The sequence below is a fragment of the Mesorhizobium sp. M7A.F.Ca.CA.002.15.2.1 genome (assembly GCF_003998715.1).
GTDB lineage: Bacteria > Pseudomonadota > Alphaproteobacteria > Rhizobiales > Rhizobiaceae > Mesorhizobium > Mesorhizobium ciceri.
Genome location: NZ_RZPI01000194.1, coordinates 1 through 8,352 on the forward strand (window position 1 = coordinate 1; position 8,352 = coordinate 8,352).

Sequence of the window (8,352 nt, forward strand, 5' to 3'; positions counted from 1 at the left end):
ATCTGACCCAGCTCGAGCGCGTCAAGGGCCTGGTTGCCGAAGGCGCCAGACAGGGCGCTGTTTGCTGGCAGCCGGATGCCGGGCTGCCGTCCTCCGGCTACTACCATCTGCCGACGCTCGCCACAGGTGTTTCGCCAGCTAACATATTGGCGCAAGAAGAGGTGTTCGGCCCTGTTCTGGCGACCATGACCTTCCGCAACACCGAGGAAGCGATCGAGCTCGCCAACAACACGCGCTATGGCCTCGCCGCCTCGGTGTGGAGCGAGAACGTCAACCTTGCCCTGCACGTCGCGCCGCAATTGAAGGCCGGCGTGGTCTGGGTCAACGGCACCAACATGTTCGACGCCGCCTGTGGCTTCGGCGGCTACCGCGAGAGTGGTTTCGGTCGTGAGGGCGGGCGCGAGGGTATGTTCGAATATCTCACGGCAAAATTGCCGCTCGGCCCGGTCATCAAGCCGGCGACGATGTCGGCGCAACCGGTCGAGCAGGCCGACGGCGCGGCAATCGACCGTACGGCAAAGCTGTTCATCGGCGGCAAGCAGGTACGGCCGGACGGCAATTATTCGCTCGCCATCGCCACCGCCAAAGGCAAGCTTGCCGGCGAAGTTGGGCTCGGTAGCCGCAAGGATATCCGCGATGCCGTCTCCGCCGCCCGCGGTGCCAAGGCCTGGCCGGAGGCGACCGCCTATAACAGGTCCCAGGTGCTCTATTATCTGGCCGAGAACCTTTCCGGCCGCGCCGGCGAGTTCGCCGCCCGTCTCACCGAATTGACCGGCGCCACGCCCAAGGCCGCGCGGGAAGAGGTAGAACAATCCATCGAGCGGCTGTTCCTCTATGCCGGTCTGGCCGACAAATTCGAGGGCCGCGTGCACCAACCGCCCGCGCGTGCCGTGACATTGGCGCTGCACGAGCCGGTCGGCGTCGTCGGCATCGTCGCGCCGGATGCCTCGCCGCTGCTCGGCCTGATCTCGCTGATTGCACCCGCACTTGCGATGGGCAACACCGTGGTCGCAGTGCCGTCGGAGCGCTACCCGCTGCTGGCGACCGATCTTTACCAGGTCATCGAATATTCCGACATTCCCTCAGGCGCCATCAACATCGTCACCGGTCGCAGCGCCGAACTCGCCGGCGTGCTGGCCAAGCATGACGATGTCGACGGGCTTTGGGTGTTCGCCGATGCCGAGACCTGCGCCAAGGCGGAAGCCGAGTCCATCGGCAACCTCAAGCGCGTCTGGAGCGGCAATGGCCGCGGCATCGACTGGGCATCCGACCAAGCCGCCGGCGACGCCTTCCTACGCCGCGCCGTCGAGGTCAAGAATGTCTGGGTGCCTTACGGCGATTGATGGCCTGCCGGTACTGTTCAGATCGTGTTCGGGCTTGACGCCCGGACAGATGTTCTTTAACGAGAAAAAACATCTTTATCAGTGAACGGTCAACGGCGCAGGCTGCACGATCACGCGTGACTGGCACATGACGCCTTGGCCAGCCGCAGGTAGACCCGGACTATCCCAGCGGACGAGGAGAACAGCATGGCGGATCTGGCAGGCAAGGTCGTTGTCGTCACGGCAGCGGCGCAAGGGATCGGCAAGGCGAGCGCACTGGCCTTCGCAAAAGCCGGCGCCATCGTCTACGCCACCGACATCAACGAGACGCTGCTGGCGGAACTCGCCAAGACGCCAGGGATCAAGACCCGCAAGCTGGACGTGCTCAACGACGAAGCCGTCAACGCCGCCTTTGCCGAGATCGGTGTCGTCGACGTGCTGTTCAATTGCGCCGGTTTCGTCCATTCGGGCTCGATCCTGGAGATGAAGGACGGCGACCTCGATTTCGCGCTGAACCTCAATGTCCGCGCCATGATCCGCACCAGCCGGGCCGTGCTGCCCGGCATGCTGGAACGCGGCGACGGATCGATCATCAACATGGCCTCGCTGGCCAGTTCCACCAAGGGCGTGCCCAACCGCTTCGTCTATGGCCTGACCAAGGCCGCGGTCATCGGCCTGACCAAGGCGATAGCCGCCGACTATGTCGGCAAGGGCATACGCTGCAACGCCATCTGCCCCGGCACGGTCGAGAGCCCGTCGCTGCAGGACCGCATGCACGCGCAAGGCGACTATGATGCCGCCCGCGCCGCCTTCATCGCCCGCCAGCCGATGGGCCGGCTCGGCACGCCGGAGGAAATCGCCGATCTGGCCGTCTACCTGGCCGGCGCCACGTACACGTCCGGGCAGGCCTACAATATCGACGGCGGCTGGTCGATCTGACTGCGGAATCTTGCGTGGGCCGGACGATCTGGCCCGTTGCCGGCGTTCAACAGGGGATCGAACAGTCTGAAAATCCCGCGCGCCGGCTATCTTGTATGGCGATCGCGCTTGTCCGTAGTCAGGTCGGTGAGTACGGTCCGCCGGTTCCTTGAAGGAGCAATCGCCTTGGCGGAAAGTTTGCAAAAGGCCGCGAGGCCGCAATCAGGAGAAGGATTTAGATGAAACTGCTGCGCTATGGCGAGGTGGGAAGCGAACGTCCCGGCCTGCTCGATGCGGATGGAACGATCCGTGATCTCTCCGCTCACGTCACCGATATCGGCGGCAAGGCACTCGATCCGGCATCGCTGGCAGCACTCGCCAAGCTAGATCCGAAGTCGCTGCCGGCGGTTTCCGGCAGCCCGCGCCTCGGCGCCTGCGTTGCCGGCACGGGCAAGTTCATCTGCATCGGCCTGAACTATTCCGACCACGCCGCCGAGACCGGCGCCACCGTGCCGCCGGAGCCGATCATCTTCATGAAGGCAAGCTCGGCCATTGTCGGGCCGGATGACGACGTGCTGATCCCCCGCGGCTCGGAGAAGACCGACTGGGAAGTCGAGCTGGCCGTGGTCATCGGCAAAACCGCCAAATATGTCAGCGAGGCCGATGCGCTCGACTATGTTGCCGGCTATAGCGTTGCCCACGACGTCTCCGAACGCGCCTTCCAGGCCGAGCGCCAGGGCCAGTGGACCAAGGGCAAGAGCTGCGACACCTTCGGCCCGACCGGCCCATGGCTGGTGACCAAAGACGAAGTGGCCGACCCGCAGAACCTCAAAATGTGGCTGACCGTCAACGGCAAGACGATGCAGAACGGCTCGACCAAGACCATGGTCTATGGCGTCAAGTATCTGGTTTCCTATCTCAGCCAGTTCATGTCGCTGCACCCCGGCGACATCATCTCCACCGGCACGCCGCCCGGCGTCGGGCTGGGCATGAAGCCGCCGGTGTTCTTGAAGGCCGGCGATGTGGTTGAACTGGGCATTGAAGGCCTGGGGCAGCAGAAGCAGACGTTCAAGGCGGACGTTTAGGCAGTACATTTCGGGGTCGGCGCTGCCCCCTCATCCGGCCGCTTCGCGGCCACCTTCTCCCCGCTGGGGAGAAGAGACTGGCGTCGGCGCTGACAATCTCCTCTCCCCTCGGGGAGAGGTCAGCCGAGCGAAGCGGAGGCTGGGTGAGGGGGCTGCGCCGGCGTATCTACTTCAGCACCTTCCCATCCGCACCAAACCGATACGTCTTCGCCGGATCCGGCGTCGCATACAGCGTGGCACCCGGCTCGGCATCGTAAACACCAAAAATCCGCACGGTGATCAGCCCGGCCTTCTCGCAGTCGAGATAGAGGTTGGTGTCGGCGCCGAGATGCTCGGCGTGCACCACCGTTCCCTTCCAGGAGCCGGATTTCGGATCGACGGTCAGATGTTCCGGCCGCACGCCGATGGTCCTGGCGGTTTCGCCGAGACGGGCGCCGTCGACGAAATTCATCTTCGGTGAGCCGATGAAGCCGGCGACGAACTCATTTGCCGGCGAATTGTAGAGCTCCATCGGGCCACCGATCTGCTCGATTTTCCCTGCGTTGAGCACCACGATCTTGTCGGCCAGGGTCATCGCCTCGACCTGGTCGTGGGTGACGTAGATCATCGTCGCCTTCAGCCGGCGGTGCAATTGCGCGATCTCGAGCCGCGTGTTGACACGCAGCGCGGCATCGAGGTTCGACAGCGGCTCGTCGAACAGAAACAGCTTCGGCTCGCGCACCACGGCGCGGCCGATGGCGACGCGCTGACGCTGGCCGCCGGAGAGTTCGGCCGGCCGCCTTTCGAGATAGGGCTCCAGCGACAGCATCGACGAGGCGATGCCGATGCGGCGCTCGATCTCCGGGGTCGGCGTGCCGGCCTGCTTGAGGCCGAGGCCCATATTGTTCTTCACCGTCAGATGCGGATAGAGCGCATAGGTCTGGAACACCATGGCGATGCCGCGCTTGGCCGGCGGCGTGGCCGAAACGTCCGCGCCATCGATGACGACGCGGCCCGAGGTCGAATCCTCCAGTCCGGCGATGACCCTGAGCAGGGTCGACTTGCCGCAGCCGGACGGCCCGACGAAAACGACGAACTCGCCGTCGTTCACTTCGAGGTTGATGCCCTTCAGCACCTCGACCGGCCCAAAGGCCTTCTTCACGTTCTCGATGTTCAGCGAGCCCACGGCTTCGTCCCTGTTCTAGAGTTTGACGGCGGCGCCACTGCGCACGCTCTCGTCGGCGGCAAGGCAGACGGCGAGCGATTTGACCGCGTCGTCCATATGTTTGGTGAGATCGAGATCCTCGCGGATTGCCTTCAGCACGAAGGCCTGTTCGAGGTCGCAGAGGTCCTGATGGCCGGGTTCGCCCTCCATCGACAACATCTCGTCTGGCTTGGCGAACTTGCCGTCCGCGCCGGTCGCCGCATTGTGCAGGCGGATGGTCGAGGTCTTGGTGTGGGTGTCGATGTCATCGGACTTCACACCTTCCTTCATGACGATCGACACGCAGCCATTGGGCGAGATGACGTCCTTCACGAAGAAGGCGGTTTCCGAAATCATCGGCCCCCAGCCGGCCTCATACCAGCCGACCGAACCGTCATCGAACAGCACCTGCAAGTGGCCGTAATTGTACATCGAGGGCGCGACCTCGTCGGTCAGCCGCACGCCCATGCCGCGCACTTCCACGGGCTTCGCATCGGTGATCTGCAGCATGACGTCGAGATAGTGCACGCCGCAATCGACGATCGGCGAGGTCGTCTGCATCAACTGCTTGTGCGTCTCCCAGGTATGGCCCGAGGATTGCTGGTTGAGGTTCATGCGGAAGACGTAGGGGCCGCCGAGCTTGCGCGCTTCGGCGATGAGCCTGATCCAGGACGGGTGATGGCGCAGGATGTAGCCGATCACCAGCTTCCTGCCGTTGGCCTTGGCCGCCGCGACGACGCGCCTGGCATCGGCCACCGTCGTTGCCAGCGGCTTTTCGACGAAGACGTGGCAACCGGCCTCGAACGCCTTCACCGCATAGTCGGCATGGCTGTCGGAATAGGTGGCGATGCAGGCGACATCGGGCTTTTCGTCACGCAATGCCTCGTCGAAGGAGCGCCTGATGCCGTAACCCGACAGCCCGTCCGGCAGCGGCACGTCGGAGCGATTGATCAGCGCCGCGATCTGGAAACCTGGATTGGTATGGTAGGCCAGCGCATGGCTGCGGCCCATATTGCCGAGGCCGGCGACGACGACACGCAGGGGTTGGGCCATTTCAATTCGCCTTTTCTTGACTGCGGGCTGCGAGAGCCACCATCACCTGTGGCTCACATTCATCTGCGACCCGCAGGGCTGCTTCTTCGCTGTCACACCGGGACAAAAGTCGAAAGCCATAGGCATCAACTCCGTCCTTGATCAGTGAAAGCCTCTGATCATCAGGCAAGGGATGCTCAAGGTTGAGCGCCTGCTCGAACGCTTTCGACTGCTCGTCTTCCATCTGGGAATTGACGCGCCAACGAATGTGACAATTGTATTCCTTCGGCCGGCGCTCCGGCCCAAGCCGTGCAAACCAGACAGCAGCGTTGATATAGAATTGCGGACCCCAGGAAGACTTCTGAAGGTTCAGCACACAGATCGTCTCCGGCCACTCTCGGTAGAAATTTTTGGCGCGAACGCCCCGGAATCCATAGTGGCTCGCTGTCTCGACGAGGGCCTGTACGATAGCTTCTTCCCCGCCGCTCACTTCACCGCTCCGGAAGTAATGCCGCGGATCAACTGCCGCGAGAAGATGACGTAGAGGATCAGCACCGGCATGATCGCCAGCGACAGCGCCGCCAGGATAGCGTTCCAGTTGGTGACGAACTGGCCGAGGAAGAGCTGCGCGCCGAGCGTCACCGTCTTGGTTTCTTCCGACGGCGCCAGGATCAGCGGGAACCACAGGTCATTCCAGATCGGGATCATGGTGAAGACGGCGACGGTTGCCATCGAGGGCCTGACCAGCGGCAGCACCAGGCGGAAGAAGATGGTGTATTCCGACAGGCCGTCGATGCGGCCGGCATTCTTCAGATCGTCGGACACCTGCTTCATGAACTCCGACAGGATGAACACGGCAAGCGGCAGGCCTTGCGCGGTGTAGACCAGGATCAGCGCCGTCAGCGTGTTGACCAGCCCGCTCGCCACCATCAATTGCAGGATGGCGACGGTGCCCAGCCGGATCGGGATCATGATGCCGAGCGCCAGATAGAGGCCCATCAGCGAGTTGCCGCGGAAGCGGTATTCCGACAGCGCGAACGCCGCCATGGCGCCGAACAGGAGCACGAGGAACAGGGAGGCGACGGTGACGACGAGGCTGTTCTGGAAATAGTGGATGAAGTCGCCCTGGCCGATGACGGTGGTGTAGCCGATCAGGTCGAAGGTTTTGGGCGTCGGCGGCGTCAGCGGCGCGCCGAAGATGCCGGCGCGGGACTTGAACGAGTTCATGATCACCAGGATCACCGGAAACAGCGCGATCACCGTGTAGGTCAACAGGATCGCATGGGCGCCGATGGTGCGGGGTACGGAACGGGTGGCGGTGCTCATCTCTCGGCCCCTCAGAACTGGTAGCGACGCAGGCGCGTCTGGACGAGAAAGAGATAGACGCAGACGCCGCCGAGGATGATCAGGAACATCATCGTGGCGATCGCCGCGCCCATATTGGGGTCGCCGACCTGCAGCTGGAAGCCGAAGAAGGCGCGGTAGAGGAAAGTGCCGAGAATATCGGTCGAATAGTTCGGCCCGGCGAGCGCGCCTTGCGCGGTGTAGATCAGGTCGAAGGCGTTGAAATTGCCGACGAAGGTGAGGATCGAGATGATGCCGATCGACGGCAGGATCAGCGGCAGCTTGATCTTCCAGAACTGCGCCAGGCCGGTGATGCCATCGCATTCGGCGGCCTCGATCACCTCTTCGGGGATCGACAGCAGGGCGGCGTAGATCAGCATCATCGGGATGCCGACGAACTGCCACACCGAAATCAGGCTGAGTGCGGTGAGCGCATATTGTTCCTTGCCGAGCCATGGCGTGAACAGGCTTTTCAGGCCGACGAGATCCATCAGATGCGGCGCTACGCCCCACAACGGGGACAGGATCAGCTTCCAGGCGAAACCGACGATGACGAAGGACAGGATGGTCGGCACGAAGATCGCCGTGCGGTAGAAGGCCGCGAACCTCAGTCTCGGGCTGGACAGAAGCGCGGCCAGCATGACGCCGATCGGGTTCTGCACCAGCATGTGGATGATAAAGAACCAGGTGTTGTTCCTCAGCGCGTTCCAGAAACCCACCGACCAGTTGGGATCGCCGAACAGCATGCGGAAGTTTTCCAGCCCGACGAAGACCTGGTGCTGCTCGATGTTGCGGAACAGCGAGAGCTGCAGCGTGCCGGCGAGCGGCAGGATCATGATTGCCGTGTAGACAAGCACCGCCGGCGCCAGGAAGACGCCTATATGCCAGCGGAACGGTCTTTTCGGTCTGATATCTGCGGCCATGAGTTCGGTCCCCGCCGTCTCTCGGTTCCAAAGGGTATCGATCTAGATGATGCCTCGATGCACGGCCCGACCATTCCTGCCGATGCGGCAGGAACAAAGGCCTGCGACTGATCAGCTAGCCTTCCCCGAAGAGAGGGTAAGGCCGGGAGGCGGTGCCGACAATCGCAATCTGAATAGGCGCACTTTGAATGAGGTAGTCCGGAACCGGCCAGGCGTGCGCCGGCCGGTTCCATTACCTGAGCTCTTACTTGGCCGGATGGTACCAGCTGTCGAGGCCGGTCTGCAGCTTCTTGGCCGCCGCTTCCGGCGTATCGGTGCCGTTGATGACGTTGGCCGATTCAACCCAGGTCTCGTTCTCGAGGTTCGGCGTGCCGCGCGACAGGATCTGGTAGGTCGAGCGGATCGTCGACTTGCACTTGCCGCGCCAGGAGACGAATTCCTGCGCCAGCGGGTCTTCCATCTTCACCGGCGAGGAGTTCAGGCTGAAGAAGCCCGGCAGTGCGTTGGCGTAGATGGTGGCGAAATCCGGCGAGGCGACCCAGGAC

The 8,352-nt window shown here is 63.1% G+C and carries 8 protein-coding genes and 1 pseudogene; 3 read left to right on the top strand and 6 right to left on the bottom strand.

Going from position 1 to position 8,352, the window contains the following annotated elements; translation table 11 throughout:
* The 3 genes from ENZ74_RS13420 to ENZ74_RS13430 all read left to right on the top strand — a co-directional run.
* On the top strand, positions 1-1,343 hold a 1,343-nt coding region (locus ENZ74_RS13420; RefSeq protein ID WP_127312808.1), incomplete at its 5' end, for an aldehyde dehydrogenase family protein.
* Positions 1,344-1,529: 186 nt separating this feature from the next.
* Positions 1,530-2,261 carry an SDR family oxidoreductase gene (locus tag ENZ74_RS13425; protein WP_013528567.1) on the top strand — a complete coding sequence of 244 codons (732 nt, stop codon included), beginning with the start codon at positions 1,530-1,532 and terminating at the stop codon, positions 2,259-2,261.
* A 218-nt stretch (positions 2,262-2,479) separates the two neighbouring features.
* Positions 2,480-3,325 (top strand): fumarylacetoacetate hydrolase family protein, encoded by an 846-nt coding sequence (locus ENZ74_RS13430; protein WP_024502142.1) that lies wholly within the window; start codon positions 2,480-2,482, stop codon positions 3,323-3,325.
* 166 nt (positions 3,326-3,491) lie between these two features.
* On the opposite strand, the gene ENZ74_RS13435 is transcribed toward ENZ74_RS13430, so the two are convergent.
* From ENZ74_RS13435 to ENZ74_RS13460, 6 genes and pseudogenes are all read right to left on the bottom strand, one after another.
* Positions 3,492-4,490: an ABC transporter ATP-binding protein gene (locus ENZ74_RS13435; protein WP_024502143.1), complete on the bottom strand. Its 999-nt coding sequence runs from the start codon at positions 4,488-4,490 to the stop codon at positions 3,492-3,494.
* Positions 4,491-4,505: 15 nt separating this feature from the next.
* Positions 4,506-5,561, bottom strand: coding sequence for a Gfo/Idh/MocA family oxidoreductase (locus ENZ74_RS13440; protein ID WP_024502144.1), 1,056 nt, complete (start codon positions 5,559-5,561; stop codon positions 4,506-4,508).
* Between the two features lies 1 nt (position 5,562).
* Positions 5,563-6,030 (bottom strand): DUF4304 domain-containing protein, encoded by a 468-nt coding sequence (locus ENZ74_RS13445; RefSeq protein ID WP_013528571.1) that lies wholly within the window; start codon positions 6,028-6,030, stop codon positions 5,563-5,565.
* Complete coding sequence (locus ENZ74_RS13450) at positions 6,027-6,866, bottom strand: carbohydrate ABC transporter permease (protein ID WP_013528572.1); 840 nt, start codon at positions 6,864-6,866, stop codon at positions 6,027-6,029. Before ENZ74_RS13450 ends, ENZ74_RS13445 begins: the two co-directional genes overlap by 4 nt.
* 11 nt (positions 6,867-6,877) lie before the next feature.
* On the bottom strand, positions 6,878-7,807 hold the full coding sequence (locus ENZ74_RS13455) for a sugar ABC transporter permease (RefSeq protein WP_013528573.1): 930 nt from the start codon (positions 7,805-7,807) through the stop codon (positions 6,878-6,880).
* Positions 7,808-8,051: 244 nt separating this feature from the next.
* A pseudogene (locus tag ENZ74_RS13460) lies at positions 8,052-8,352 on the bottom strand (sugar ABC transporter substrate-binding protein); the annotation flags it as partial.

What these genes read in the sequence shown, in the direction of transcription:
- ENZ74_RS13425 (WP_013528567.1), top strand. Translation starts at nt 1,530, where the DNA reads ATGGCGGATCTGGCAGGCAAGGTCGTTGTCGTCACGGCAGCGGCGCAA.
- ENZ74_RS13430 (WP_024502142.1), top strand. Translation starts at nt 2,480, where the DNA reads ATGAAACTGCTGCGCTATGGCGAGGTGGGAAGCGAACGTCCCGGCCTG.
- ENZ74_RS13440 (WP_024502144.1), bottom strand. Translation starts at nt 5,561, where the DNA reads ATGGCCCAACCCCTGCGTGTCGTCGTCGCCGGCCTCGGCAATATGGGC.
- ENZ74_RS13450 (WP_013528572.1), bottom strand. Translation starts at nt 6,866, where the DNA reads ATGAGCACCGCCACCCGTTCCGTACCCCGCACCATCGGCGCCCATGCG.
- ENZ74_RS13455 (WP_013528573.1), bottom strand. Translation starts at nt 7,807, where the DNA reads ATGGCCGCAGATATCAGACCGAAAAGACCGTTCCGCTGGCATATAGGC.